The organism is Magnetospirillum sp. ME-1, assembly GCF_002105535.1.
In the GTDB taxonomy this organism is placed as follows: Bacteria; Pseudomonadota; Alphaproteobacteria; order Rhodospirillales; family Magnetospirillaceae; genus Phaeospirillum.
In genome coordinates, this window is record NZ_CP015848.1 from 1,128,328 (window position 1) to 1,154,587 (window position 26,260).

General features: G+C 67.5%; 25 protein-coding genes and 1 other RNA gene. 12 read left to right on the plus strand and 14 right to left on the minus strand.

All coding sequences use genetic code 11. The features are described from left to right. The first annotated feature begins 142 nt into the window (after window positions 1-142). The gene (fsa, locus tag WV31_RS05200; RefSeq protein WP_085372571.1) at window positions 143-799 is read left to right on the plus strand and encodes a fructose-6-phosphate aldolase; all 657 of its coding nucleotides are present in this window, start codon (window positions 143-145) and stop codon (window positions 797-799) included. Here the strand turns inward: fsa and WV31_RS05205 are convergent. After that, the gene (locus tag WV31_RS05205; protein WP_168185854.1) at window positions 759-1,640 is read right to left on the minus strand and encodes a carbohydrate kinase family protein; all 882 of its coding nucleotides are present in this window, start codon (window positions 1,638-1,640) and stop codon (window positions 759-761) included. The two genes, fsa and WV31_RS05205, sit on opposite strands and share 41 nt — an antisense overlap. Before the next feature lie 64 nt (window positions 1,641-1,704). Between WV31_RS05205 and WV31_RS05210 the strand changes: the two genes are divergently transcribed. Beyond that, complete coding sequence (locus tag WV31_RS05210) at window positions 1,705-2,937, plus strand: MFS transporter (RefSeq protein WP_237051500.1); 1,233 nt, start codon at window positions 1,705-1,707, stop codon at window positions 2,935-2,937. On the opposite strand, the gene WV31_RS05215 is transcribed toward WV31_RS05210, so the two are convergent. The 4 genes from WV31_RS05215 to WV31_RS05230 all read right to left on the minus strand — a co-directional run bounded on the left by WV31_RS05215 (window position 2,916) and on the right by WV31_RS05230 (window position 8,418). Beyond that, entirely contained in the window at window positions 2,916-4,286 is a 1,371-nt protein-coding gene (locus WV31_RS05215; protein WP_085372574.1) for a sensor histidine kinase, read from the minus strand. The two genes, WV31_RS05210 and WV31_RS05215, sit on opposite strands and share 22 nt — an antisense overlap. Then, window positions 4,283-4,960, minus strand: coding sequence for a response regulator (locus WV31_RS05220; RefSeq protein ID WP_085372575.1), 678 nt, complete (start codon window positions 4,958-4,960; stop codon window positions 4,283-4,285). Before WV31_RS05220 ends, WV31_RS05215 begins: the two co-directional genes overlap by 4 nt. 12 nt (window positions 4,961-4,972) lie before the next feature. Continuing rightward, window positions 4,973-5,644, minus strand: coding sequence for a DUF6134 family protein (locus WV31_RS05225; protein ID WP_085372576.1), 672 nt, complete (start codon window positions 5,642-5,644; stop codon window positions 4,973-4,975). A gap of 65 nt (window positions 5,645-5,709) precedes the next feature. Beyond that, window positions 5,710-8,418, minus strand: a complete 2,709-nt coding sequence (locus WV31_RS05230) for an Rne/Rng family ribonuclease (protein ID WP_085372577.1) — start codon at window positions 8,416-8,418, stop codon at window positions 5,710-5,712. A 502-nt stretch (window positions 8,419-8,920) separates the two neighbouring features. Here WV31_RS05230 and WV31_RS05235 point away from each other — a divergent pair. The 3 genes from WV31_RS05235 to WV31_RS05245 all read left to right on the plus strand — a co-directional run bounded on the left by WV31_RS05235 (window position 8,921) and on the right by WV31_RS05245 (window position 13,728). Further along, complete coding sequence (locus tag WV31_RS05235) at window positions 8,921-10,573, plus strand: N-acetylmuramoyl-L-alanine amidase (protein WP_237051501.1); 1,653 nt, start codon at window positions 8,921-8,923, stop codon at window positions 10,571-10,573. A gap of 127 nt (window positions 10,574-10,700) precedes the next feature. Continuing rightward, entirely contained in the window at window positions 10,701-11,033 is a 333-nt protein-coding gene (locus WV31_RS05240) for a hypothetical protein (protein ID WP_085372579.1), read from the plus strand. A 124-nt stretch (window positions 11,034-11,157) separates the two neighbouring features. Next, complete coding sequence (locus WV31_RS05245; protein ID WP_085372580.1) at window positions 11,158-13,728, plus strand: penicillin-binding protein 1A; 2,571 nt, start codon at window positions 11,158-11,160, stop codon at window positions 13,726-13,728. Window positions 13,729-13,780: 52 nt separating this feature from the next. On the opposite strand, the gene WV31_RS05250 is transcribed toward WV31_RS05245, so the two are convergent. The 5 genes from WV31_RS05250 to WV31_RS05270 all read right to left on the minus strand — a co-directional run bounded on the left by WV31_RS05250 (window position 13,781) and on the right by WV31_RS05270 (window position 18,929). Beyond that, window positions 13,781-14,779, minus strand: coding sequence for a lysozyme inhibitor LprI family protein (locus tag WV31_RS05250; RefSeq protein ID WP_085372581.1), 999 nt, complete (start codon window positions 14,777-14,779; stop codon window positions 13,781-13,783). 79 nt (window positions 14,780-14,858) lie between these two features. Next, window positions 14,859-15,260, minus strand: coding sequence for a response regulator (locus tag WV31_RS05255; protein WP_085372582.1), 402 nt, complete (start codon window positions 15,258-15,260; stop codon window positions 14,859-14,861). 94 nt (window positions 15,261-15,354) lie between these two features. Next, window positions 15,355-15,975 (minus strand): indolepyruvate oxidoreductase subunit beta, encoded by a 621-nt coding sequence (locus WV31_RS05260; RefSeq protein ID WP_085372583.1) that lies wholly within the window; start codon window positions 15,973-15,975, stop codon window positions 15,355-15,357. An 11-nt stretch (window positions 15,976-15,986) separates the two neighbouring features. Continuing rightward, entirely contained in the window at window positions 15,987-17,843 is a 1,857-nt protein-coding gene (locus WV31_RS05265) for a thiamine pyrophosphate-dependent enzyme (protein WP_085372584.1), read from the minus strand. A 171-nt stretch (window positions 17,844-18,014) separates the two neighbouring features. Next, on the minus strand, window positions 18,015-18,929 hold the full coding sequence (locus tag WV31_RS05270; protein ID WP_085372585.1) for a LysR family transcriptional regulator: 915 nt from the start codon (window positions 18,927-18,929) through the stop codon (window positions 18,015-18,017). Between the two features lie 264 nt (window positions 18,930-19,193). On the opposite strand from WV31_RS05270, the gene WV31_RS05275 reads away from it, so the two are divergent. From WV31_RS05275 to WV31_RS05290, 4 genes are all read left to right on the plus strand, one after another. After that, complete coding sequence (locus tag WV31_RS05275) at window positions 19,194-20,372, plus strand: acyl-CoA dehydrogenase (RefSeq protein ID WP_085372586.1); 1,179 nt, start codon at window positions 19,194-19,196, stop codon at window positions 20,370-20,372. A gap of 121 nt (window positions 20,373-20,493) precedes the next feature. Next, window positions 20,494-21,243, plus strand: a complete 750-nt coding sequence (locus WV31_RS05280; protein ID WP_085372587.1) for an electron transfer flavoprotein subunit beta/FixA family protein — start codon at window positions 20,494-20,496, stop codon at window positions 21,241-21,243. A 2-nt stretch (window positions 21,244-21,245) separates the two neighbouring features. Beyond that, window positions 21,246-22,184: an electron transfer flavoprotein subunit alpha/FixB family protein gene (locus tag WV31_RS05285; RefSeq protein ID WP_085372588.1), complete on the plus strand. Its 939-nt coding sequence runs from the start codon at window positions 21,246-21,248 to the stop codon at window positions 22,182-22,184. A gap of 253 nt (window positions 22,185-22,437) precedes the next feature. Beyond that, a complete protein-coding gene (locus WV31_RS05290; RefSeq protein ID WP_085372589.1) occupies window positions 22,438-22,887 on the plus strand; it encodes an RrF2 family transcriptional regulator in 450 nt (149 codons plus the stop codon). Window positions 22,888-22,901: 14 nt separating this feature from the next. Here WV31_RS05290 and WV31_RS05295 read toward each other — a convergent pair whose 3' ends face one another. The 4 genes from WV31_RS05295 to WV31_RS05310 form a co-directional block, all read right to left on the minus strand. Beyond that, the gene (locus WV31_RS05295) at window positions 22,902-24,008 is read right to left on the minus strand and encodes a transporter substrate-binding domain-containing protein (protein ID WP_085372590.1); all 1,107 of its coding nucleotides are present in this window, start codon (window positions 24,006-24,008) and stop codon (window positions 22,902-22,904) included. A 14-nt stretch (window positions 24,009-24,022) separates the two neighbouring features. Beyond that, the gene (locus WV31_RS05300) at window positions 24,023-24,412 is read right to left on the minus strand and encodes a hypothetical protein (RefSeq protein ID WP_085372591.1); all 390 of its coding nucleotides are present in this window, start codon (window positions 24,410-24,412) and stop codon (window positions 24,023-24,025) included. A gap of 141 nt (window positions 24,413-24,553) precedes the next feature. Then, on the minus strand, window positions 24,554-24,892 hold the full coding sequence (locus WV31_RS05305; RefSeq protein ID WP_085372592.1) for a hypothetical protein: 339 nt from the start codon (window positions 24,890-24,892) through the stop codon (window positions 24,554-24,556). Continuing rightward, window positions 24,889-25,377 (minus strand): DUF3124 domain-containing protein, encoded by a 489-nt coding sequence (locus WV31_RS05310; RefSeq protein WP_085372593.1) that lies wholly within the window; start codon window positions 25,375-25,377, stop codon window positions 24,889-24,891. The genes WV31_RS05305 and WV31_RS05310 overlap by 4 nt, the downstream gene beginning before the upstream one ends. Before the next feature lie 135 nt (window positions 25,378-25,512). Here WV31_RS05310 and WV31_RS05315 point away from each other — a divergent pair, with 135 nt between their 5' ends. The 3 genes from WV31_RS05315 (at window position 25,513) to ssrS (ending at window position 26,255) form a co-directional block, all read left to right on the plus strand. Then, window positions 25,513-25,749 carry a hypothetical protein gene (locus WV31_RS05315; RefSeq protein WP_237051502.1) on the plus strand — a complete coding sequence of 79 codons (237 nt, stop codon included), beginning with the start codon at window positions 25,513-25,515 and terminating at the stop codon, window positions 25,747-25,749. A gap of 5 nt (window positions 25,750-25,754) precedes the next feature. Further along, window positions 25,755-26,081 carry a cell division protein ZapA gene (locus WV31_RS05320; RefSeq protein ID WP_085372594.1) on the plus strand — a complete coding sequence of 109 codons (327 nt, stop codon included), beginning with the start codon at window positions 25,755-25,757 and terminating at the stop codon, window positions 26,079-26,081. Window positions 26,082-26,096: 15 nt separating this feature from the next. Continuing rightward, a non-coding RNA gene (gene ssrS / locus WV31_RS05325) (6S RNA) lies at window positions 26,097-26,255 on the plus strand. Window positions 26,256-26,260 lie beyond the last annotated feature (5 nt).

A 26,260-nucleotide genomic window follows, 5' to 3' on the forward strand; every position in this document is an offset into this window, starting at 1 on the left:
GGCGCGACCAGCGGCCATTGAGGCCGCGGCCAAGCGCGCAAAAGGCGTGCGCCCGGCGAGGGGCAAACATAAACCTCTGGCGATTGACGTTCATGGGCTCCCTGCTAGTCTGTGCCCCGCACATGCAGGAACAGGGGCCACCATGAAATTCTTCATCGATACCGCCGAAGTCGCCGAGATCCGCGAGCTTGCCGCCACCGGTCTGGTGGACGGCGTCACCACCAATCCGTCGCTGATCGCCAAGTCGGGCCGCAAGATTCTCGACGTGATCGCCGAGATCTGCGACATCGTCCCCGGCCCCATTTCCGCCGAGGTGGCGGCCACCGATTTCGACACCATGCTGGCCGAGGGCCGCAAGCTGGCGGCATTGCGCCCCAACGTGGCGGTCAAGGTGCCGCTGACTCCGGCCGGGCTCAAGACCTGCAAGGTGCTGGCCGACGACGGTATCAGGGTCAACGTCACGCTGTGCTTCTCGGCCAATCAGGCCATCCTGGCCGCCAAGGCCGGCGCCGCCTTCATCTCGCCCTTCGTCGGGCGTCTGGACGATATCGGCCAGGACGGCATGGAGCTGATCGCCGACATCGTCGAAATCTACCGGGAATATCCGGCCTTCCGCACCGAGGTGCTGGCCGCCTCTATCCGCCATCCCATGCATGTGACCGAGGCGGCCCGTCTGGGCGCCCATGTGGTCACCATGCCGCCCGCCGTGCTGCGTCAGATGTACCAGCATCCGCTGACCGACAAGGGTCTGGCCGCCTTCATGTCCGACTGGGCGAAGACCGGCCAGTCGATTCTCTGACCAGTTCGCGCACGGTGTCGCGGTCGAGGAAGGACCCGTTGCGGGTCACCTTGGCCGCGCCCCAGCGCACCGCCAGGGGCAGGGCCTGGGCCATGTCCAGCTTCAGCGCCAGGGCGTGGGCCATGCCGGCGGCGAAGGCGTCGCCCGCCCCGGTGGTATCCACCGCGTCCACGTCGGGAGCGGTGGCCCTGAGGCGCTGGCCTTCGATGCCGAACGCCTCGGCGCCTTCGGCCCCGTGGGTGACCACCACCCAGCGCAGCACGTCACCGGCCAGCCTTCGCCCCTCGGCCAGGGGATCGGCAAGAATCCGAGCGTCCAGATCCCCGTGCGAGCCCACCAGCACATGGACGGGCAAACGGCCTTCGCTCAGCGGCCGGAACTGGGCGACGATGGGGCACAGCCTGGCCTTGGTCCGCAGCAATTCCGCCATATCCTGGCCGTTGGAGCGCACATAGACGCAGTCGGCGTCCAGGCTGAGCAGGCGCTGGGGCGGGCGGGATTCGCGCGATCGGGTCAGGTTGACGATGGTGCGTTCGCCGTTGGGGGCGAGCAGCACCAGCGAGCGGGTGCTGGCCCCCGATATGCGGGTGACGGGGCCGATATCCACGCCGTGGCGCGACACTTCCGCCAGCAATTCATCGGCTAGGGGATCGGTCCCCACCGCGGCCACCAGCGACACCTCGTGTCCGGCATGGGCCAGGGCGATGGCGGTGTTGGCGCCCCCGCCGCCCAGGCGGGCGACCGGCGGCGCGCCCTGCAGGTGGCGTCCCTCCTGCAGGCGGTGGTCCAGATGGATGACGTCGTCGCGGGCAATGCTGCCCAGGACCACGATTCGGGACATCGCGGCCTCCTTGCCACTACCGACAGGATAGCTCCAAAGCCCCGGTGATGCCATGATCGCCGGCATGACCGATACCGATGCCAGACCCCGCCGATTTCCCTGGCGCCCCATTGCCTGGGGAACCGCGCTTCGCCACCGGGGCTACCGCCTGTTTTTCTGCGGCCAGGCGGTGTCGCTGATGGGGTCGTGGATGCAGATGGTGGCCCAGAGCTGGCTGGTCTACCGCCTGACCGGCTCGGCCGAGATGCTGGGGCTGGTGGCCTTTGTCGGGCAGATTCCCGTCTTCGTCTTCGGCCTGCTGGGCGGCACCCTGGCCGAGGGACGTTCGCGGCGCCGGCTGATCTTCGGCACCCAGGGCGCCTTCCTCCTTCAGGCGGCGGCCCTGGCCGCGCTGACCCTGAGCAATCGGGTCGAGGTCTGGCACGTCCTGGGCTTGGCGGTGCTGTTCGGACTGATCAATGCGGTCGACATTCCCGCCCGCCAGGCCTTCACCGTGGATCTGGTGGGCAAGGCGGATTTGGGCAACGCGGTGGCGCTGGACGCCGCCATCTTCAACGCGGCCCGGCTGGTGGCGCCGGCGGTGGCGGGCGCCCTGGTGGCCCAGGTGGGGGAGGGCTGGTGCTTCGCCATCAACGCCGCGAGCTTCCTGGGCGTGCTGGCCGCCCTGGCCCGCATGCCCGAACCCGATGGCGGGCCGGGAACGCCGGCGGGGGAAAGCATGCTGGTCCGGGCAAAGGCCGGCCTTGTCTTCGTGGCCGGGCATGGTCCCATCCTCGCCCTGATGGCCATGCTGGGCCTGTCGGGGCTGATGGGCATGTCGTTTTCGGTGCTGATGCCGGTTTTCGCCGACAAGGTGCTGGGCGGCGGGCCGGAGAGTCTGGGGCTGCTGATGAGCGGGGCGGGGGGCGGCGCCCTGCTGGCCTCGCTGGCGGTGGCCGGGCCGGCGGGCGGAGCGTCGCGGGGGCGGGTCGCCTGGGGCCTGTGCGCCTTCGGCGCCGCCCTGGTGGCCTTCGCCCTGTCCACCGTCCTGGTCCTGTCCATGGGGCTGCTGGCCCTGGCCGGCATGGCGCTGGTGGCCCACAACACCGCGTCGCAGACCCTGGTCCAGACCCTGGTGCCCGATTCCTTCCGGGCGCGGACCATGGCGCTCTACACCATGACCTTCATGGCGGCGACGCCGCTGGGTTCCCTGCTGGCGGGGTTTTTGTCGGAACGCATGGGGCCCCGGCCCACCGTGGCCCTGGGCGGTATCGCCTGCGTCCTGGGCGGCCTGGCCTATCGCCGCTGGGCGCCCTGATCGGCGAAGACCAGCGAGAATACCGCGCCGCCGCCGGAGCGCTCGCTCACCTCGACCCGACCGCCATGGGCCTGCATGATCTCGCGCACGATGGCCAGCCCCAGGCCCGATCCGCTCTTGCGCCGCTCGGCCCGCCAGAAGCGCTGGAAGATGCGTTCGCGCAGTTCGGGCGGGACGCCGGGGCCGCGATCCTCGACCCGCAGGGTGGCGGGGGCCTTGACCCGCACGGTGACGGTGGTGTCGGGCGGCGTATGGATCAGGGCGTTTTCCACCAGATTGCGCAGCGCGTTGAACACCGCTTCGCCGTTGGCGGCCACCCGGCAGCCTTCCGGGGCTTCGATCACCTCCACCAGACGGCGCTGCCTGAGCGCCATGGGCGCCAGAAAGGTGCAGACGTCCACGGCGATGGCGTTGAGGTCGGCCTGCTCGTCCATGGCGATGGTCAGCGCCTCGGCGCGGGCCACCGCCAGCAACTGGCTGACCAGCCGGGTCATGGAATCCACGTCGCGGGCCAGGGCGTCGCGGATGGCGGGGTCGGGCAGCGTCTCGATATGGGCGCGCAGTACCGCCAGCGGGGTGCGCAGCTCGTGGGCGGCGTCGGCGGTGAACTCGCGCTGGATGCGAAACCCCGCCTCGATGCGGTCGAGCGCGCTGTTGACGGCGTGGACCAGGGGCATGATCTCGCGCGGAACCTGGGCTTCCGGCAGGCGGATGTCGGTGGTGGCGGGACCGATGGCGGCGGCCTGCTCGGACAGGCGTTTCAGCGGCAGCAGCGAATTCCGGATGGTGATCAGGCTGACCACCAGCATGGCCAGCAGGAAGGGGGCGCCCAGCCAGCCGCCCTCCTCGGCGAAGCGCTCGATCAGCGAACGGGTCATGGCGTCGAAATCGCTGCCGCTTTCCTCCACCTGGATCAGCAGCTCGCCCGCCGGAGTGGTCAGCCTTACCGCCGCCCCGAACATCAGCACCGGCCCGGGGCCGTCGGGATTGCGGCGATAGAGGCGGGGGCCGTCGCCCATTTCGGGGGGCGGTCCCACCATTTCGCCGCCCTGGGCAAAGATGGTGCCGGTCCTGGCGTCGCGGACGGCGAAGCGCAGGCCACCCTCGGACTCGGCATAGGACGCCAGCTGGATCGGCGGCAGATCGACGACGATGCGCCCGTCGGGCAGCAGCAGCACCTGATTGCGGATCGAAACCGCCTGCTCGATCAGGTAGGTGTCGCGCATGATCTCGGTGACCGAGTGGTACTTCCACCACAGCCAGGAATAGGCCAGAACGATGGCGATCAGGGTGGTCAGCGACAGCCGGACGACGATGCGCCACAGAATGGCGGGCGGCTGGCGGATCAAGGGGCGCCGTCCACCAGCATGTAGCCGATGCCGCGCAGCGTATGGACGCTTACCGCCGCCCCCGATTGCTGCAGGCGCTTGCGCAGGCGCGACACCAGCACCTCGACCGAATTGGGGGTGACGTCGTCGTCGAAGCCGTAAAGCCCCTCTTCCAGCGAACGCTTGGACACCACCTTGCCCGAGCGGCGCAGCAGATGCTCGAGCATCTCCATTTCGCGCCGGGGCATGGCGATCAGCTGGCCATCCACCCGCACCTCGCGCCCGGCGGTGTCGAAGGTCAGATTGCCCAGACCCAGCTCCACCGACAGCGCCGCGCCAGGGCGGCGCAAAATGGCGCGCAACCGGGCGATCAGCTCCTCCATGGCGAAGGGCTTCAGCAGGTAGTCGTCGGCACCGGCGTTCAGGCCGGAAACCCGGTCGCTGACCCCGTCCCGGGCGGTCAGCACCATCATGGGGCAAGGCGCCGCCTTGGCGCGCTGGGCGCGGATGATCTCCAGCCCGTCGCCGTCGGGCAGGCCGAGATCGAGGATGGCCGCCTGGTAGGAGGCGGAATCGAAGGCGGCGGTCGCGTCGGCCACGGTGCCGAAGACGTCGGGAACGAAGCCGGCGCTCTTCAGCCCCGCCGAGATGAATTCGGCCAGACGGTCATTGTCCTCGACCAGAAGAATGCGCATGGGACGCTCCGCCTATTTGAGGACGTAGTAGATATCCGAGCCGTCGTCGCCCCGGATCCAGACCTGCACCAGGGTCTGGCGGGCATCGTACCACAACTCGCGGCGCAACCCGTCGTCCCATAGCCAGCGGGTGGTGGGCGTCGGCCTGCCGCGCACCGTGATGGTCTCCTCGCCCAGCCGCCGGACCGTCAAGGGGGTCGGGCTGCCGTCGCCGGGATCGAGCATCATGGTGTGATCGGGCGAGGGGGGGTACCACAGCGAGCCGGGAATCATCTCGGGATGGGTGGTGTGCGGCTTGCCGTCCACCGAAACCCGCAGGCGGCCCCCGGCCGATTCCGCCTTGACCGCGTGGCGCTCCCCATCGTCGTTGGTGACGTAGTCCAGCGATTTCAGCCGCCCGTTCTCCCACACCTCGACGCCTTGCTGTTCGTAGACGAAGAAGGGAATGAGCAGGAAACTCACCCGGATATCGGCCTCGACGCGGACCTCGAAGCCGCCCTTGCGCGGGCGGAAGGCATAGGTGTGGTAGCCGATGGTCCCGCCGTTGCGGGTGACCTCGAAGGCCAGAATCTGCTCGGCCGGATTCTGCCCGGACAGCGGTGCCAGGAAGGCGGGCGTGGCCGCCACGCCCGTGGCGGAAAAAAGCAGGACCAGGGCGGCCATGATGGGACGAAGAGTCCTCATGAGCGGCGGGTACCTCTGCTGCGACGGCCGGCCCCCGCTTGCATGCGGGGGCCGTACACGTCAAATCACGACATCAGGCGGTTCCACCAGCCCTTGCGCGGCGGCTTGGCCGGGGCCGGGGGCTCGGGCTCGGCCACCGGTTCCGCCGTCACGGCAGCCTCGGCCACGGGGGGCTCGGCCACGACCGGAGCCGGCTCCTCGACCGGCACCGGAGCCGGTTCGGGGGCGGCGGCGACCGTCTCCACGGCCACCTGTTCCTCGGCTGCCTTTTCCTCGGCGGCTGGGGCCTCGGCCTTCTTCTTGGCCGGGGCGCGCTTGCGCTTGGGCTTTTCGGCCGGAGCGGCGTCCTCGGCGGCGGTCTCGGGCTTGGCCTCGGTCTTCTTCTTGGCCGGGGCACGCTTGCGCTTGGGCTTCTCGGCGGGGGCTTCCGCCTCGGTGGCCGGGGCGGCTTCGGTGGCCGGAGCGGCTTCGGCGGGCGGGGCCGCCTCGACGGCAACGGTATCGGCGGCCGGTTCGCTGGTCACGGCCTCGGCCTCTTCGGCTCCGGCTTCGCCCTCGGCACCCTCGGCGCCCTCACCGTCGCCCTCGCCGTCACGGCGGCGGCGGCGGCGGCCGCCGCGGCGGCCACGGCGACGCTTGCGCGGCTGATCGTCGTCACCACCCTCGGTGCGGGAGCCTTCGCCCTCGCCCTCGGCCTCGCCGTCATCGTCACCGGCTTCCGCCTCGCCCTCGCCATGGGGCAGGTCCTCGGCGGGGGTGCCTTCACCCTCGGCCTGCTCGGGGCGGTCGTCGCCGGGCTTGCGGCGGCGGCGGCGGCGGCGGCGGCGCTTGCGGCCCTCGCCGTCCTCGCCCTTGTCGTCGTCGTTCCGCTCGTCGCGCGAGCGCTCGTCCCGGTTCCGGCCGGACCGCTCGGGCTGGGCTTCCTCGTCCTCGTCGTCCTCGTCCTCGTCCTCCTCCGGCTCGGCCTCGGCCGGCGGGCGGTGGGCGGCGTCATCCATGGAGATGGCGGTACGCGCCGGCTCGTCGGGGCGGAACTCGGCCTTGACCTTGTCCATGCGGAAGGCCGGCGGGATCAGGGTCTCGTCGCCCTCCAGGAAGACCTCGAATTCGTAGCGCTCCTCGATGGCGGCCAGCGCCGAGCGCTTCTGGTTGAGGATGTACAGCGCGATGGCCGGCTGCACATGCACGGTGACCTCGGACGAGCGGCGGCGGATGCCCTCCTCCTCGATGGCGCGCAGGATGTGCACGGCCGCCGATTCCACCGACCGCACCAGGCCGGTGCCGCCGCAATGGGGGCAGGGGCTGAAGGTGGTTTCCTGGAGAGAGGGGCGCAGGCGCTGGCGCGACAGTTCCAGCAAGCCGAAGGCGCTGATCTTGCCCACCTGGATGCGGGCGCGGTCGTTCTTCAGGGCTTCCTTGAGGCGACGCTCCACCGCATGGTTGTTGCGGTTCTCCTCCATGTCGATGAAGTCGATGACGATCAGGCCGGCCAGATCGCGCAGGCGCAGCTGGCGGGCCACCTCGTCGGCGGCCTCCATGTTGGTCTTCAGCGCCGTCTCCTCGATGTGGCGCTCCTTGGTGGCGCGGCCCGAGTTGACGTCGATGGCGACCAGAGCCTCGGTCTGGCTGATGACGATGTAGCCGCCCGACTTCAGCTGGACCACCGGCGAATGCATGGCGTCCAGTTGGGCTTCCACCTGATAGCGGTGGAACATGGGCATCACCGGGTCCTTGTAGGGCTGGACCTTCTTGGCATGCGACGGCGTCAGCATGCGCATGTAGTCCTTGGCCAGGCGGTAACCCTCGTCGCCGTCCACCAGCACTTCGTCGATGTCGCGGGAATAGAGGTCGCGGATCGAGCGCTTGATCAGGCTGGCCTCTTCATAGACCAAAGCCGGGGCGCTGGACTTCAGCGTCAGCTCGCGCACGCTGTCCCACATGCGCAGCAGGTATTCGTAGTCGCGCTTGATCTCGGTCTTGGAGCGCTCGGACCCGGCGGTGCGGATGATCACCGCCATGCCGTCGGGAATGTCCATCTCGTTGGCGATGGCCTTGAGACGGCGGCGGTCGGTGGCGGAGACGATCTTGCGCGACACCCCGCCGCCCCGCGCGGTATTGGGCATCAGCACGCAATAGCGGCCGGCCAGGGAGAGGTAGGTGGTGAGAGCGGCGCCCTTGTTGCCGCGCTCCTCCTTGACCACCTGCACCAGCATGATCTGGCGGCGCTTGATCACTTCCTGGATCTTGTAATTGCGCAGCAGGCGCGCCCGGCGGCGCTCGTTCTCGGCGTCGTCGTCGCCGCCCACGGTTTCCACGTGGCGCTTGCGCGGGGCGCGTTCGGCGGCTTCGCCGTTCTCGCCGTTCTCAGGCGTGGGGGCGTCCTCGACGGTGGTGCCGTCGGCCTGCTCGGCCACCGCCTCGGCGGCCAGATGGCCCTCGCCGATGGCGTCGGCCTCGTCGCGGTCGTTGGTGGCTTCGCGCATCACCTCGGCCCGCTGGGCGGCCAGCAGCGCCTGACGGTCGGCCACCGGAATCTGGAAGTAGTCGGGGTGGATTTCGCTGAAGGCCAGGAAGCCGTGGCGGTTGCCCCCGTACTCGACGAAAGCAGCCTGAAGCGAGGGTTCGACCCTCACCACCTTGGCCAGATAGATGTTACCCTTCAGCTGCCGCTTGGTGGATGTCTCAACATCCAGTTCTTCCAGGCGGGTTCCATTGACCACCACGACCCGGGTCTCTTCCGGGTGGGTGGCGTCGATCAACATACGCTTGACCATTAAGGCGATCTCTCCGTGGCGCCGCCCGCGACGATGCGCAGGGCACATGCGAGCGGCTGTCTGATCCAGCGAAGCCGGTGCGTAGGCACGGGCGATCTATCAGTTTGCCGCTGGAACCAGCGGCGCCTCGGAAAATGCCCGCGCATCCGATAGCGGACACGGGCCTCATTCGGGGGAAACCTGATCGCGGGCGGATCCGCCCGGCTTCGAATTCTAGGCTGGCGTCGCGGTCCGAGCCATGGCGCATCCCCGGGTTCGCAGTCATTGCGAACCATCGTGACGCCATCGTCCCATGAAGGACTGTCGGATCTTGCGAGCTCATGGGCAGTCAAAATAGCCGGGCTCCGCCCATTCGACAACGATCTTGTTGCGGCCGGTCGGACCAGGTGGTCGATTTCGCCGAAGAGTCTGGTGAATCAAAGCGTTTTGGGTTGAGCTTGAGTCCGCGTCTGCGCTATAGCTGTGCTGGTGATTCACCAATCGGCCCGTGACCATGAGGCAGATGAGGACCAGACCGCTTTTCCTGTCGGTTTTGACGACCCTGGCGTTGCTGTGGGGGATGTCCGGCGCGCCGGACGGCCTGGCGGCGACGGCCACGGGCGCGCGGCTGGGCATCCACGGCGAGGGCGTCACCCGTTTCGTCCTCGACCTGTCGGATCAGGTGGGGTTCAAGGTCACGCCGCTGGCCGATCCCTACCGCATCGCCATCGAGCTGACCGGCACCGATTACGCCGGGCCGGGCGGCATTGCCAAGCCCTGGGGCGCGGTCAACGCCATGCGCCTGGACGGCGGGCGGATCGTCCTGGATCTCAGGAAGCCCGCTCTGGTCAAGAACGCCTTCATCATTCCGCCCCGTGACGGGCTGGGCCACCGCCTGGTGGTCGATCTGTCGGAAACCACCCACGCGGCCTTCGTGGCCGCCGCCGGAAGCGCCAAGGCGCCGGTGCTGAAGGCCCCCGCCGCCGCCAAGGCCGCGCCGCCGCCCGCTCCGCCCGCGCCCAAGCCGGTCGAGGAGTTCCATCTGCCCGAGGCCGTCGCCCCCGCCGAGGCGTCCCGTCCCGTCACCGCGCCCGCCGCCGTCGCCAACCGCATCGTGGTCACCAGCCCCAACGCGCCGGCCGATTCCCTGCCGCCCGAGCCGGTGACCGCCGCGCCCTCCGTCCCGGCTCCGGCGGTTCAGGCTCCGGTCACTCTCATTCCGCCACCCATGCCGGTGGAACGTCCCCAGGTCGCCGAGGCCAAGGTCGCCGAGGCCAAGGTTACCGAGGCCAAGGCCGCCGACAAGGCGGGGCGTCCCATGCTGTCGGCCCCCATGCCGCCGCCGCCCGAGCGTCCGGCTCCGCCCCAGCCCGTCGTCGCCCCCCAGCCGGCCCCGCAACCGGCGCCGGTGCAGCAGGCGGTACAGTCTGTGCCCCAGCCCTCGGCTCCCGCCACGGAAAGCGTCGCCAAGGCCAAGGACGGCGTGCCGGTGATCGTCATCGACCCCGGCCATGGCGGCGTCGATCCCGGCGCCACCGGCGTGTCGGGCACCTATGAAAAGCACATCACGCTGGCCATGGCCCGCGAGCTGAAGACCATGCTCGAGCGCAACGGACGCTACCGCGTGCATCTGACGCGCGACCGCGACGTGTTCATCCGCCTGCGCGAGCGCATCGCCATCGCCCGGGCCCAGGGCGCCGATCTGTTCATCTCGCTGCATGCCGACGCGGTGCAGAACCCGCAGATCAGGGGCCTGTCGGTCTACACTCTGTCGCGCAACGCTTCCGACGCCGAGGCGCAGGCTCTGGCGGAAAAGGAAAACAAGGCCGACCTCATCGCCGGCATCGATCTGACCCACGAATCCGCCGACGTGGCCAACATCCTGATCGATCTGGCCCAGCGCGAGACCATGAACCGTTCGGCCGGTTTCGCCGCCGAACTGGTGGACGAGGTGGGCCAGGAGATGGACCTTCTGGGCAACACCCACCGTTTCGCCGGTTTCGCCGTGCTGAAGGCCCCCGACGTGCCGGCGGTGCTGGTGGAGATGGGCTACCTGTCCAACGAGGCGGAGGAGCGGATGCTGCGCCAGCCGCAGTACCGGGCCCGCCTGGCCAAGTCCGTCGCCAAGGCGGTGGAGCGCTTCTTCCCGCCCAACCTCAAGGCGAAGCGGCCCTAGGGACCATGTGTCATTCCGACGACCAGCGGGAGGAGGAATCTCATTTCTGGACCGGCGGGTCGGGAAGGGCACAGCCTGGGCAGGCCGAGATCCCTCGGCTGCGCTCGGGATGACGGATTTCTTTGAGATGAGGCGTCTTTTCGCCCTGGCCGTCTTTATCCTTGCCGTTTCGGCGTTCCCCGCCCACGCCGAACCCAAGCCAACGGTCCCTTGCCTGACCTGCCCCCGGCCGGTGCCGGCCTGCTGGATGGTGGTCTATCGCTGGACCGACTACAACCTGCGCTCGGGCCCGGGCAACCATATGGTCATCACCGCCGGCGCGCCGCCCACCCGGCCCGAACTGGCCCAGGCCTCCGAGGATATCCTGCGTGGCATGCCCAAGGGGATGAAGACCGCCCTGGTGGGCACCAGCCGCATCGACTGCCCGGATTCCATCAAGGCGGCCTCGCGCAAGCCGTGACCATGCCCCCCCCCTGCTCATATGACAGTGGACAGGCGCGTCCATCGCCTGCATCTTCCCCGCACTTGACGCCGGAGGCCGCAAGGCGGTACCACCGGGCCTGACCCTAGAGGCACCCGATCCCATGTTCCGCTTCCTGCTCGGACTGTTCAGCCTGTTGATCCTGCTGGCCATCGTGGGGGCCGGCGGCGCGCTGTTCGTGTTCTGGCATTACGGACGGGGCCTGCCCGACTACCATCAGCTGGCCCATTACGAGCCGCCCATCACCACCCGCGTCTATGGCGGCGACGGCCGTCTGGTGGCCGAATACGCGGTGGAGAAGCGGGTCTTCGTGCCGCTGCCGGTGATTCCCCAGCTGGTCAAGGACGCCTTCCTGTCGGCCGAGGACAAGAATTTCTATTCCCATGCCGGCATCGACCCGGTGGGTATCGCGCGCGCCATCGTCGTCAACCTGAAGAACCGGGGCAAGGGCGCCGACCGGCGGCCTGTGGGCGCTTCGACCATTACCCAGCAGGTGGCCAAGAACTTCCTCTTGACCAACGAGGTGTCCATCGAGCGCAAGGTCAAGGAAGCCATCCTGGCGCTGCGCATCGAGCGGACCTTCTCCAAGGACCACATCCTCGAGCTCTACCTCAACGAGATCTATCTGGGCAGCGGCGCCTATGGCGTGGCGGCGGCCGCGCTGAACTATTTCGACAAGGGCCTGGACGAGCTGAACGTGGCCGAGGCCGCCTATCTGGCCGCCCTGCCCAAGGCCCCCAACAACTACAACCCCCATCGCCATCCCCAGGCCGCCAAGGAGCGCCGGGACTGGGTGATCGGGCGCCTGTTCGAAGACGGCAAGATCACCCAGACCGAGTACCAGACCTTCGTGGCCATGCCGCTGGAGGTCCGCACCCGCAAGGAGATGCAGGCCACCCAGGGCGGTGATTACTTCGCCGAGGACATCCGCCGCGAGCTGCAGGCGAAATACGGCGAATCGGCGTTGTGGAAGGGCGGTCTGGTGGTGCGCGCCTCCATGGACGCCAGGCTGCAGGCGGTGGGTTCCAGGGTGCTGCGCCAGGGACTGGCCGCCTATGACCGCCGCCACGGCTGGCGCGGTCCCGTCACCCGCATTCCCGCCGCCGCCGGCTGGGGGCCGCTGCTGGCCGCCGTGCCGCGTCCCGGCGGCGCCGACGAGGCGTGGCAGACCGCCGTGGTGCTGGCGCTGAACGATCACGAGGCCACCCTGGGCCTGGTGGGCGGCAAGGTGGGCCGGGTGCCCTTCGCCGAGATGAAGTGGGCGCGCCCCGCCCTGGAAAAGTCCACCATGGGCCCGTTCCCCCGCCGCCCGGCCGACGTGGTCGCCCTGGGCGACGTCATCCTGGTGGAGCCGGTGGCCAAGGGCGAGGACGGCAAGCCCTATGCCGCCAATTCCTTCTCGCTTCGCCAGATTCCCAAGGTGGAAGGCGCCCTGGTGGCCATCGACCCCCATACGGGCCGCGTCATGGCCATGGTGGGCGGCTGGTCCTATGGCAAGAGCCAGTTCAACCGCGCCTCCCAGGCGCTGCGCCAGCCGGGATCGGCCTTCAAGCCGTTTATCTACCTGACGGCGCTGGAAAGCGGCTACACGCCGTCCTCGCTGGTGCTCGACGCCCCCATCGCCCTGCCCCAGGGGCCGGGCCTGCCGCTGTGGCGGCCCAAGAACTACAACGACGACTATCTGGGGCCGACCACGCTGCGCGTCGGCATCGAGAAGTCGCGCAACCTGATGACCGTGCGTCTGGCCCAGGCCGTCGGCATGGAGAAGATCGCCGATTACTCCAACCGCTTCGGCATCTACGACAACCTGCCGCGCCAGCTGTCCATGGCGCTGGGGGCCGGCGAGACCACGCCGCTGAAGCTGACGGCGGCCTACGCCATGCTGGTCAACGGCGGCAAGCGCGTGCGCCCCACCCTGATCGACCGCATTCAGGACCGCAACGGCAAGACCATCTTCAGCCACGACCTGCGCTTCTGCGACGGCTGCTCGGCGGGCCGCTTCACCGGTCAGGACATGCCGGTTCTGCCCGACATCCGCGAGCAGATGGTCGATCCCGTCTCCGCCTACCAGATGGTCAGCATCATGGAAGGCGTGGTCCAGCGCGGCACCGGCACCTCCATCAAGGCGGTGGGCAAGCCCCTGGCGGGCAAGACCGGCACCTCCAACGATTCCAACGACGTGTGGTTCGTGGGCTTCTCACCCGATCTGGCGGTGGGCGTGTTCGTCGGCTTCGACGATCCCGCCACCCTGGGACCGAAGGAAACCGGCGGCTCCATCGCCGCGCCCATCTTCCGCGACTTCATGATGGAGGCGCTGAAGGACAAGCCGCCGACGCCGTTCCGCGTGCCGCCCGGCGTGCGGCTGGTGCGCGTCAACGCCTCTACCGGAAAGCCCGCCATGCCCGGCGACCCCAAGGCCATCTACGAGGCGTTCAAGGGCTCGGACCGCATGCCCGGCGACGAGGAGGACGTGCTGGAAGGCTCGGGCGGCGTCGATGCCGGCTTCAGCTTCGCCCCCTTCCTGGGAGCGGAGGAGGGCGGAACCTCGGGCAACGTTCAGCTGACGCCCCCGCCCGGCGTTGCCCCGGCCCCCGACGCCGGCACTCCGGCCATGCCGCCGGTCCCCCAGGCCCCGGCGGCCGGACCCGCGCCCTCGGCGGGCGGGTTGTATTAGAGCGCCTTCGCAGGAAGGAAGAGGAGCGGCCTGATGCTTGTGCCGATGACGGCTATTGCGTCGGTCTGCTTCCCACCAGGAAGGCGCTCAACTCCTCAATTCTGTCCTGGTTTATCCAGTTCTCGACGGCGTCCCGGCGAAAGTGCGGGTCCACCTGAGATGCAAAGGCAATCCAGGCATCTCGGTATTCGATCCATGCCGCTTGGGTTACTTTGATGCCCTTTTGGTCGATGGTTCCGAATTTCCTGGCAAATGTTTCTGCCGGAACCCGCATCACGGCGCGATAGACCGCATTCAGGTGTGAATTGGTCGGGCCTGCTTTTTCGGCTCCGTGATAAGGCGGGCTACCATCAGCCATGGCGTTGAGTTCCTCCAGGAAGGTCTCGCGCGCCCATGTATCTGCGGCCCGATAATCGTAATGGCGGAGCGTGCCGCTGTAATCCACCTCATTGCCGACCTGGGTGGTGATGAATTCTTCCGTCGCCGCGCTGAGTCGGGTGAAGGCCTTGGCGGCAGCAGGGGGAGGCCAGCGCCGCGCCAGATTGTCCAGCGCAGCATTCCTGGTGATACCCTCGATTCGATGGGTATGAATGGCGCACCAGTCGTTGGACGTGTCATTCGGACCGCTGTCGCACCAGCTGTAATTGCTTCCGCTCCACTGACTCATCTGGCGTGTATAGAGGTCTTCCACATGTGGGCCGGGATAGCGGCAGGCAAGGCTGATGGCGACATCCATGCGGCGCTCTCCACCAAGGCCGTTGGCGTAGAGCAGGATCAGGACCGCGGCCCCTTCATACGAAGCCCCGTCTTGGCGATAGCGCGCCATTGCGCAGATTCGGGCCGCGTGGGGATTCGGAGGGGAACCGAGGCCGAAATACAGAGCTTCTGAATCACAAGTCTTAAGCGTGCCCAGATCATTAGGGTCGGGGATATCCTCGGCCGGTAGCTGGATGGCTTCAAAGCGTGCGCAGAGTTCCTCCCGCGGAGGAATTGGGGCCGCAATGACCGGGAGTGTCGCGAGAAGTGTCGCAAGGATTACGAACGGCCTCATGGATGATCGCCCTCTAATTGGGGAAAACCATCATGCGGCCGCTGTTATTGTCTGTCTATAACGCCCAGGGAATGGAGCCTTAGCCCCGCGCGTCGCTCACCACCTTGACGATCTTTTCCTTGAGCGCCGGGGGCAGGACCGGCTTGGCCAGGAAGGCGTTGACGTTCAGCTCCTTGGCGCGGCCCACGGTGGCGGCGTCGGTGTGGGCGGTCAGCATCACCACCGGCAGATCGCGGCCGAAGGGCAGGGCGCGCAGCATCTTGACGAAACCGAAGCCGTCCATGGGGCGCATCTGGACGTCGCAGATCACCACGTCGGGGCGTTCGCGTTCGGCGGCTTCCAGGCCGGAATTGCCGTCATGGGCCTCGACCACCTGGCCGATTCCCACCTGCTGCAGCATCTTCTTGACGATGGTTCTGACGAATTCCTGGTCGTCGATGACCAGAACCTTCAGCGCACCAAGATCAACGGCAGCGGGCATCTGTCTGTTCCCCTGGAAATGACATTCTCACCGGTTCGTTGAAGGCTATCAGAAGCCGGTGAGAATGCCAAAGGCGGAAGCTGCGTATCAGGACTCAGGCGGCCGAGGTCTTGGTCTTGGCGCTGTTGGCGGCGTCGCGGCCGGCCGAGAACGCCTTCTGGTTGACCTCGACCATGGCGGGCTTCCTTTCACGGAAGCGGCCGACGATCTGTTCCTCCAGCTCGGCGGCCGGGAAGGGCAGGTAGTCGGCGATGGCGCCCAGCATGATGGTATTGACCAGACGCAGGTCGCCCAACTCGCGGGCGATGGCGCCGGCGTCGAAGTCGTAGACGGTGACGCCCGCCGCCCGCATCTGGGCCACCGGATCGTCGGGGTACTTGAACAGGCCGGCCGAGACCACCGGGGGCACCAGGCGGATGGTGTTGACCATGGCCACGCCGCCGGGACGCAGCATGTCCGCCCAGCGCGAGCCCTCGGCCACCTCGAAGGCGACCAGGATGTCGGCGGTGCCGGGCGTGATGACCGGCGACCAGACGCGACGACCGAAGCGGACGTGGCTGGTGACCACGCCGCCGCGCTGGGCCATGCCCGCCACTTCCGACTTCTTGCAATCCAGGCCGCGCGCCATGGCCGCCTGGGAGAGGATCTCGGCGGCGGTCATCACGCCCTGGCCGCCGGTGCCGCACACCAGGATATTGGTGATCACATCGCTCATGATGTCTTCCCTCACTCGGCCGCCTGGGCGGGCTTGGCCTTGACGATGGCGTTGGGGCCGCACGATTCCACGCACATGTGGCAGCCGGTGCACATGGCGGTGTCGATGGTGGTGAACTTCAGCTCGTTGACCTTGCCGTCGGCGCGGGTCTTGGTCTCGGAACGCTTCACCGTGATGGCGGGGCAGCCGACATTGATGCAGTTGCCGCAGCCGGTGCAGTCGTCGTCCACCACCTTGTAGGGTTCGATCTTGGTGTAGAACTCGGACAGCACGCAGGGACGGTCGGTGATGATCACCGAGGGTTCCGGGATGGCGGTTTCCTGCTTGATGGTCTTGAACACCACCGGCAGCTGGTAGGGGTCGATCTTCTTGATGCGCTCGGGCTTGACGCCCAGCGCCTCGACCAGCTTGACGAAGTCGACGCGCGGCGTGTCGTCGCCCTTCAGCCCCTTGCCGGTGCCGGCATGGTTCTGGCCGCCGGTCATGCCGGTGGTGCGGTTGTCCAGAATCAGGGTGGTGACGTTGCCCCGGTTATAGACGATGTCCAGCATGCCCTGCATGCCCATGTGCAGGAAGGTGGAGTCGCCGATCACCGCGACCACGGCCTTGTCCTTGGTCTCTTCCGAGCGGGCCTTGTCCATGCCGAGCGCGATGCCCATGGAGGCGCCCATGGAGATGGTGGTGTCCAGCGCGTTCCAGGGATGGCCGGCGCCCAGGGTGTAGCAGCCGATATCGCCCGAGATCTGGACGTTCTTCCTCATGCGGGCCAGCGAGTAGTAGACGCCCATATGGGGACAGGCGGCGCACATGGTCGGCGGCCGGGGGAAGGGATCGAACTTGGGGTAGGTGGTGGTGGGCGGCACCGGCTCGCCCAGGAAGGTCTTGATGGCCGGGATCAGCACGTTGGGGGTGAGCTCGCCCAGACGGGGCAGCAGGTCCTTGCCGTGGATCTTCAGCATGCCGGCGGCCTTGAGCTCCTGTTCCATCAGGGGCTCGGTCTCCTCGACCACCACCAGATGCTCGACCTGGGACGCCAGCTTCTCCACCAGCGCCACCGGCACCGGATAGGTGAAGCCCAGCTTCAGGACGGGAGCGTCGGGGAAGCACTCGCGCACATGCATGTAGGCGGGGCCCGAGGTGACGAAGCCGATGCGCTTGTCCGCGCCGTCCTCGAACACGTTCAGGGGGGAGGACTCGGCCAGCGCCTGCAGCTTGCCCTCGCGGGCGATCTGGGCGGGCAGCAGGCCCTTGGCGTTGGCCGGCGTCATCACCCAGCGCCGCGCGTCGGACTTGAAGCCGCCGATGGCGGTGTTCACCTTCTCGCCCACCTGCACCACCGCCTTGACGTGGCAGACGCGGGTGGTCAGGCGCAGGATGACGGGGGTGTTGTAGGCCTCCGACAGCTCGAAGGCGTACTTGGCCATCTCGTAGGCTTCCTGCGAGTCGGCGGGCTCGAGCACCGGCACATGGGCGAAGCGGCCCCAGAAGCGCGAGTCCTGCTCGTTCTGGGAGGAGCTCATGCCCACGTCGTCGGCCACCGCGATCACCAGGCCGCCGATCACGCCGGCCACGGTGACGGTCATGAAGGCGTCGGAGGCCACGTTCAGGCCCACATGCTTCATGGCGCAGAACGAGCGGGCGCCCGACATGGAGCCGCCGATGGCCACCTCCATGGCGACCTTCTCGTTCACCGACCATTCGGCGTAGAGGTCGGGATAGAGCGACAGGCTCTCCAGAATCTCGGTCGAGGGGGTGCCGGGATAGGCGGCGGCCACCTTGGCGCCGGCCTCCCACACGCCCCGGGCGATGGCGTCGTTACCCGACAACAACAGCCGCGACTGCGGCTTGGCCTGAACGGCTGCGGACATGAACAAGCTCCTCACGCTCTCCGGTATCATCCGCCAGCGCGGGGGCTTCGCCTCTCTTTGCCGCGGAACGGGGCGGAGACTAGCATCCTCGGGGGCTTCACCGGAAGAAGAATGCGCATTCAGCCTACGCCAATGCGTTACGATGCGATACGAACAATAAGAATGTGCGTATCAGTTCCAGCGCCCGTCGGTGGTGAGACGCTCCAGCTGCTCGACGGCGATGGCATGGACGGCGCGGGCCGCGATGGACAGCGGCCGGTCGGATGCGTGGGCCAGCGAGATGATCCGCTCGATTTCTGGCGCGATGATGGGCACCGCGTCCAGGTTGGCGGCTTCGGGCCCGAAGCGGGCATAGCGTTCCGACAGCACGGTGTAGCCGGCTCCGGCCGCCACCAGGGACTTGATCTGCTCCAGCGCGTCGATCTCGATCACCACCCGCGGCTCGGCGTCGAGGATGCGGGCGGCGCGCTCCACTTCGGCCCGCACCCCGTGGGGGCGGCCGGGCAGGATGAGGGGCAGCATCAGGGCGGTGGTCAGGTCGATGCTCTGGCGGTCCTTCAGCAGACGGTCCCCCTTGGGGCCCACCAGGGCCAGGCGTTCGCGGGCGATGAAGCGGGTGGCCAGTCCGCTGGGATGCTCGGAGCCGAACACCAGCGCCATGTCCACCGATCCCGACAGCACCCATTCCAGCATGTGGCCCGACAGCCCCTCCACCACCCTGAGATGGACGGAAGGGTGGCGGCGGCGCACGGCCAGGGCCAGGGGCACGGTCAGCACGGGGCCCAGCGAGGTGGGGATGCCGATCACCGCCGGTCCGGCGGGGGCGGCTTCCAGGCCCCGGATCTCGTCCTTCAGGCTGGCCATGCGCTCGACCAGCACGCCGGCCCGCACCGCCAGGCGCAGGCCGCTTTCGGTGGGCACCACGCCGCGCGCCGTGCGATGCACCAGCGGGCAGCCGAACTCCTCCTCCAGCTTCTTGAGGTGCAGGGACAGGGCCGGCTGGGCAACGCGCAGCGCCTCGGCCGCCTTGGACAGCGAGCCGTGCTCGACGATGCCTAGGAAATAGCGGAGCTGACGGATATCCATGGCGGTTCATTTCCGATTGGACGCCCCCAACACCTCCATCGTCACCCCCGGACTTGATCCGGGGGTCCATGGTGCGCCTGGCTTGGGGTCTGCCGCGTGGATGGCCGGGTCAAGCCCGGCCATGACGCCTGAAGCGAGGCGTAAGCCGAACTGAATTCGGCCCATAATGATCCGTTATAGCCACCATACAAAATATATTTTTCCCATGATGGCTCGAATGGGGCATGGTGCCTGAAGTGCCATTCATCATGTGGGAGACGCATTGTGCAGCAGTTCAAGTGGGACGACCCCTTCCTCCTGGAAGACCAGCTTTCCGAAGACGAGAAGCTGATCCGCGATTCGGCGCACGCCTATTGCCAGGAGAAGCTCCAGCCCCGCGTGATGAAGGCGTTCCGCGACGAGACCTTCGACCGCGAGATCATGAACGAGATGGGCGAGATGGGCCTGCTTGGCCCCACCATCCCCGAGGAATTCGGCGGCCCCGGCGTCAACCACGTGGCCTACGGCCTGATTTCCCGCGAAGTGGAGCGGGTGGATTCCGGCTACCGTTCGGCCATGAGCGTGCAGTCGTCGCTGGTGATGCATCCCATCTTCAGCTACGGCACCGAAGAGCAGAAGAAGAAGTACCTGCCCCGCCTGGCCACCGGCGAGATCGTCGGCTGCTTCGGCCTGACCGAGCCCGACGCCGGTTCCGATCCGGGCGGCATGCGCACCCGGGCCAAGAAGGTGGACGGCGGCTATCTGCTGACCGGCTCCAAGATGTGGATCACCAATTCGCCCATCTCGGACATCGCCATCGTCTGGGCCAAGTCCGACGCCCATGACGGCAAGATCAAGGGCTTCATCGTCGAGAAGGGCACCAAGGGCTTCACCACGCCCAAGATCGAGGGCAAGCTCTCCCTTCGCGCCTCCATCACCGGCGAGATCGTGCTGGACGAGGCCTTCGTCCCCGACGAGGCGCTGATGCCGAATGCCTCGGGCCTGGGTGGTCCGTTCGGCTGCCTCAACAAGGCCCGCTACGGCATCGCCTGGGGCGTCATCGGCGCCGCCGAGTTCTGCTGGCACGCGGCCCGCCAGTACATGCTGGACCGCAAGCAGTTCGGCCGTCCGCTGGCCGCCAACCAGATCCCCCAGCTGAAGCTGGCCAACATGATGACCGAGATCACGCTGGGCCTGCAGGCCTGCGTGCGGGTGGGGCGCATGATGGACGAGGGCACCTGGGCTCCCGAGGCCGTGTCGCTGATCAAGCGCAACAATTGCGGCAAGGCGCTCGACATCGCCCGCATGGCCCGCGACATGCACGGCGGCAACGGCATCTCGGAAGAGTTCCACGTCATCCGCCACATGGTGAACCTGGAGACCGTGAACACCTACGAGGGTGCCCACGACGTCCATGCCCTGATCCTGGGCCGCGCCCAGACGGGCATCCAGGCGTTCAGCTAAGGGCTTGTCATCCTGACGACCGAAGGGAGGAAGGATCTTTCAGCCTGAGGCGAAAGCCGATGATGCCTGAAAGACCCTTCACCTTCGGTTCAGGGTGACACCAGTAGAGGATAGGAAATCGATGAAAGTCCTGGTCGCGATCAAGCGGGTGATCGACTACAACGTCAAGATTCGCGTGAAGTCGGATGGTTCTGGGGTCGAGACCCAGAACGTGAAGTTCTCCATGAATCCGTTCGACGAGATCGCGGTGGAAGAGGCGGTTCGCCTCAAGGAAGCCGGCAAGGCCACCGAAGTTGTGGTGGTCTCCATCGGCCCGGCGGCGGCGTCGGAGACGCTGCGCACCGCGCTGGCCATGGGCGCCGATCGCGGCATCCTGGTGCAGACGGACGACGAGGTGCAGCCCCTGGGCGTCGCCAAGGCCCTGAAGGCCCTGGTGGAGAAGGAGGCCCCCGGCCTGATCATCCTGGGCAAGCAGGCCATCGACGACGATTCCAACCAGACCGGCCAGATGCTGGCCGCGCTGCTGGGCCGCCCCCAGGGCACCTTCGCCAGCAAGGTGGAGATCGGCTCGGATGCGGTCACCGTGACCCGCGAGATCGACGGCGGCCTGGAGACGGTGAGCCTCAAGCTGCCGGCGGTGGTGACCACCGACCTGCGCCTGAACGAGCCGCGCTACGCCTCGCTGCCCAACATCATGAAGGCCAAGAAGAAGCCCATCGACACGGTTTCGCCGGCCGATCTGGGCGTCGACATCGCCCCGCGCCTGGTCACCCTTTCGGTGGCCGAGCCGCCCAAGCGTTCCGCCGGCATCAAGGTGGCCGACGTGGCCGCCCTGGTGGACAAGCTCAAGAACGAAGCGAAGGTGATCTGATCATGACCGTTCTCGTCATTGCCGAGCACGAGGGCGGCGCTCTCAAATCCGCCACGCTGAACACCGTTACCGCCGCCACCAGGATCGGCGGCGACGTCCATGTGCTGGTCGCCGGTGCGGGCATCGGCGCGGTGGCCGAGGCCGCCGCCAAGGTGGCGGGCGTGGCCAAGGTGCTGAGCGCCGATGCCGCCCTTTACGCGCATTCCCTGGCCGAGCCCCTGGCCGCCCTGGTGGTCAGCCTCGCCGGCGGTTATTCCCACATCCTGGCGCCCGCCACCACGGGGGGCAAGAACGTGGCGCCCCGCGTCGCGGCGCTCTTGGACGTGGCCCAGATCTCCGAGATCACCGCGGTAGTGTCGGCCGACACCTTCGTGCGGCCCATCTATGCCGGCAACGCCCTGGCCACCGTGCAGTCCAAGGATGCCGTCAAGGTGATCACCGTGCGCGGCACCGGCTTCGAGGCGGCCAAGGCCGAAGGCGGCTCCGCTTCGGTGGAAACCGTGGCGGCCGCCGCCGACCCGGCCCTGTCGGCTTACGTGGGCAGCCAGCTGTCCAAGTCCGAGCGCCCCGAGCTGACCTCGGCGCGCATCATCATCTCGGGCGGTCGCGGCATGCAGTCGGGCGACAACTTCCACCTGCTGGAAGCGGTGGCCGATAAGCTGGGCGCCGCCGTGGGGGCATCCCGCGCCGCCGTGGACGCCGGCTTCGTGCCCAACGACTTCCAGGTGGGCCAGACCGGCAAGATCGTCGCCCCCGACCTCTACATCGCCGTCGGCATCTCGGGCGCCATCCAGCACCTGGCCGGCATGAAGGATTCCAAGGTCATCGTCGCCATCAACAAGGACGAAGAGGCCCCCATCTTCCAGGTCGCCGATTACGGCCTGGTCGCGGATCTCTTCAAGGTGTTGCCTGAATTCACCGCGGCCCTCCAGTCTCCCTGAGGCCGCAACCTGGCGGGGGCGGGCCCGGCACAGGCCCGCCCCCGCATTTTATTGATCATTTCTGCCCCTCAATCGCCGGGCGGGTCGCCTTCACGACCCTTGGCTTTCGCGCCATAAGGCGCGCGGCCATCGGGATATATCCCGATCCCCCGGAGGGAGGGGCCTAGCCAAGTCTCGATAAGACTTGGCGTGACGTGTGTTGACACCGTCCCCCTGATCCCCTTCTCTATAGCTCTATGGATTGGGTGTGGTGATGCTGTCGAGCAAGGCGAAATACGGCCTGAAGGCCATGGTCCATCTGGCCCGTCACGAGGGCCTGGGGCCGGTGCTGATCGCCGACATCGCCGCCTCGGAACGAATCCCCAAGAAATTCCTCGACGCCATTCTTCTGGAGATGAAGAACCAGGGGCTGCTGTCGTCGAAGAAGGGCAAGGGCGGCGGCTATGTCCTGGCCCGGCCGGCGGCGCGCATCATGGTCGGCGACATCGTGCGGGTGCTGGACGGGCCATTGGCGCCGGTGCCCTGTGTGTCGCGCTCGGCCTATCGTCGCTGCGAGGATTGCGCCGACGAGACGGCCTGCGCCATCCGCGCCGTGATGCAGGACGTGCGCGACGCCATCGCCGCCATTCTGGACAACACCACCCTGGCCGACATGTCCAACCGGCGCGGCAAGCCGGAATCGGTCATGATGTATGATATCTGACGCCGGCGTGAGGTTCAGCCCCCGCCGCCGAACCATTTCTGGTGCAGCTCCAGGAAGGTGCCGTCCTCGCGGATCTGCAGCAATTGCTCGTTGACCCGCTTGCGCAGCTGGCTGCCCTGGGGGAACAGAATGCCGTACTTTTCCTGGCGGAAGTCGGCACCGGCGATGCGGACCTTGCCGCGCCCGTGCTTGCCCACATAGTGCTGCAGGATCGGGCTGTCGTAGACCACGGCCATTTCCGACTTGGCCAGCAGCGCCTTGATGGCGTCGTTCACGTTGGGATAGGCCGAAACCTCGATGCCCATGGATTGCAGGTACTTGGCGGCCGAGCTGCCTTCCACCGAGGCCACCTTCTTGCCCACCAGGTCGTTGGGGCTGGAGATGCCGGTCTTCAGCTGCTGCACCGTCATGGTCGAGGTGGCGAAGGCGGTGAAATAGGCGACGAAGACCAGGCCGGCATAGATCCACATGACGGCGATGGCGCGGCTCAGCGGCCGCTTGGGCATGCCCTCGGCCTGTCCGCCCATCAGGGTGGCGACCCAGAAGGCGGCCTGGAAGATGCCGGGAAAGTACGGCCGCGCCATGTCGATGTCCGGTTCGCGGCGATGGCGCTCGCTCAGCCAGACCAGATGGGCGGCGATGACGATCAGCGCCACGCCGATGCCCAGGGCCGGCAGAAGCTGGGCCGACCAGGCGATCACCAGATCCAGCAATCCCATTTCGCCCGCCCCCTCGGGCACCAGGATGGCCAGGCCGGAATCGAAGATGGGATGGGAGAAATCGAAGCGCGCCTCGCGCTGGGCGGTAATGGAGATGGCGGCGATGGCCAGGTCGTCCTGGCCGTTTTCCACCGACCCCAGCAGTTCCGGCAGGGTGGGGCGGACGTCGTACTGGGTGACGATACCCATGCGCTCGGCGATGCGCTCCCACAATTCGATGCTGAAGCCGGTCAGCTTGCCGTTCTCGCGCAGGACGAAGGGTTCGAGCACCCGGGTGGACACGCGGATGGTCTGTCCCCTTTCACCCGTCGGCGAAGCGCCGTCGGTCTGGGCGAGCGCGGGGAAGGCCGCCAGGACGAGCAGCAGCAGCGCCAGGAGGGCGAAAGGCCGGACCGGGGTCATGGTGCCGGAGGCCGTCAGGAGGCTTTGAGGTTCAGATTGGTGAATTGGGCCATGCCGGGCGGCAGGCTGGTCGCCCTGTTCCGGATATGGTCGAGCAGCGCCATCTCCAGATCGTCGATCACCGAATCCTTGAGCAGGCTGTTCTGCAGCCAGCGCCACTTGTCCTCGGACACCGCACCACCGGAATCCATGACGAAACCGGCGATGGTCTGGACGAACAGGGCGACGAACGAGTCGGGATAGCGGGCGCCCGACATGATGGTGTTGAGATCGAGAAGGACCCCCACCGTCTGCTCGGTGACGCCATAGCGCGCAAGGACGTCGGCCAGCAGCCGGACCTCGGCCTCGCTGACCTCGCCATCCTCGTAGATGGATCGCTTGATATCCGCCAGCATGTGTTCCATTGCAGCGTCGCTCCCTGCTTCCCTCGTGAATGGGATGCGGAAACCGGCACGTCTCCCCCGCACGGCCGCATCAATAGGTACAGTCTAGCCCCTGCACCCCATACGTTGGAAGGTGGGAACTTGTAAGATTCTGAACCGGGATTACACATTTCCAGGCGAAATGACCTGAACCCCAGCCTGTCTGGCTATGTCCCTCAGCCTCATCAATGCCGATGGGCATAGATCGGCTACCCGAATGGCAGGAATGCCGGCCCGGATCGCCGCCAGGGCGAGGCCGGGGGACTCGCCGCAATCGAGAACCGTCTCCACGGTGTGATCGGGGAATTCGTCGCGCAAGATCCGGCAAAGAGCCCGCCACCAGCCGATGCCCTGAAATCCGGCGGTGCCGGGCGGGCTGATAAGGCTGACCGGTCGGTCGGCCTTGGCGTCGGCCAGGGCGGCGCGGGCCTGATCCAGGCAATGAACGACGACAGCGCTCACGGATTGGGCGAGATGGGGCGGCCGGGGCTGGTGAAGGCCACCGACTGGGTGCCGAAGAAATAGGCGTTGACCGTCTCGACCACGGGCGGATTGACCGGTCGGTCTGCCTTCCACTCCACCACGAAATTGGCGCCGCTGCCGCCGCTCTTGTCCTTGTGCTCGACGAACAGCTCGGACGAGCCCATGGGACCCAGGACCAGCGGCTTGGGCAGGTATTCGCGCAGCAGCTTGCCCTCGGTGTCGTAATAGCGCGCCGAGGTGACGGTGATGGAATGGGCGAGGTCGGTGTTGCGCAGGCTCAGCATGGACGACAGCAGCAGCTCCGAGGGCTTGCCCCGTCCGTCCAGGTTGCCGTGGGAGATGTGGGAATAGACCGGGACGTAGAGCACCTGTCCCTTGGACAGGGCGAGGGGCTGTTCCGCCGACGCCGCCATGGGCCAGAGGATCGCTGCGGCGAACAGGGCGGCCTTCAGGGCGGAGCGCATGGATGTCATCCTTCGCGGATTGGCGGGTCTAAAGAAGGGTATCCTGCGCTTTGCCGGTGATCAACCCGGCCTTTGTTGACTCGGGTGCCCTTCGGCCATACCTTCGGTTTCGATTCCAGAACGTGGGGATGGATCGTGGAACAGCGTCAGGGGCAGAGCTTGCGAAGCACCGAAGAGGCCATGCGCCGCCTGGGCGCCGCCATCGACCGTCTTGAATCCGCTTCGGCCCGGGTGGGCGCCGGCGACCTGCTGCTGGCGGGCGAACTGCGCGGCGCCCGCGAGGACTACGCCCGGCTGGAGGAAACCACCCGCGTGGTCTCGACCCGGCTGGACGCCGCCATCGACCGCCTGCGCGACCTGCTGGAGGAGTAAGCGCCGTGGCTGTCGTCAACGTCACCATCAACGGCCGTGTCTACGACATTGCCTGCGACGATTCCCAGGTGGCCCGGGTCCATGTCCTGGGCCGCGAGGTGGACGCCCGCGCCCAGCATCTGCTGTCCTCGGTGGGCTCGGTCAGCGATTCCCGCCTGCTGGTCATGGTCGGCCTGCTGCTGGCCGACGAACTGGCCGAGGCCCGCGAGGAACTGTCCAAGATCGGCGGCGAGGTCGGCGCCGCGGCCGAGGGCGACGCCAAGCTGGCCGGGCTGATCGACTCGCTGACGAGGCGCATCGAGGCCATTGCGATGCGCCTCGAAAGAGCCTAGCTTCAGCAACGGAGCGGTCTGCTGCGCGGTGCGTCAGGCAGCCAATGTCCCTGGGGCCAATAACTTCCTCTCGGGGGCTGTCCCTGTCGGAGCCCTGGTTCCGGTATATGGCCACCCACCTGCGTAAGCAGGCCACGGAGGACTTGCATGGCCAACGGCCGAGGCGGCGCCGCTCCACT